Annotated in this window: 1 tRNA gene; it reads left to right on the top strand. The window is 59.5% G+C overall.

Annotated elements, in window-relative coordinates:
* The first annotated feature begins 166 nt into the window (after window positions 1-166).
* Window positions 167-240: transfer RNA gene (locus tag NHU87_RS28375), tRNA-Asp, on the top strand.
* The last annotated feature ends 2 nt before the right edge of the window (window positions 241-242 follow it).

Genomic DNA, 242 nt, shown 5'->3' with positions numbered 1-242 from the left:
CGGTAGTTCAGTCGGTTAGAATACCGGCCTGTCACGCCGGGGGTCGCGGGTTCGAGTCCCGTCCGCTGCGCCATATTTTCCGAGTCAGGTTTGCCTGTCTCGAGATTGAAAAGCCTCGAAGCTTTCCAGTCAGACGAGTTAATTGGGCGAAAGTCCAAAGCGATACGCAGCGGTAGTTCAGTCGGTTAGAATACCGGCCTGTCACGCCGGGGGTCGCGGGTTCGAGTCCCGTCCGCTGCGCC

Origin of the sequence: Pseudomonas mandelii (assembly GCF_024138395.1) — a bacterium.
GTDB classification, from domain to species: domain Bacteria; phylum Pseudomonadota; class Gammaproteobacteria; order Pseudomonadales; family Pseudomonadaceae; genus Aquipseudomonas; species Aquipseudomonas mandelii_E.
The sequence above is the reverse complement of the archived record's forward strand: the minus strand, read 5'-3'. Positions and strand labels throughout refer to the sequence as shown.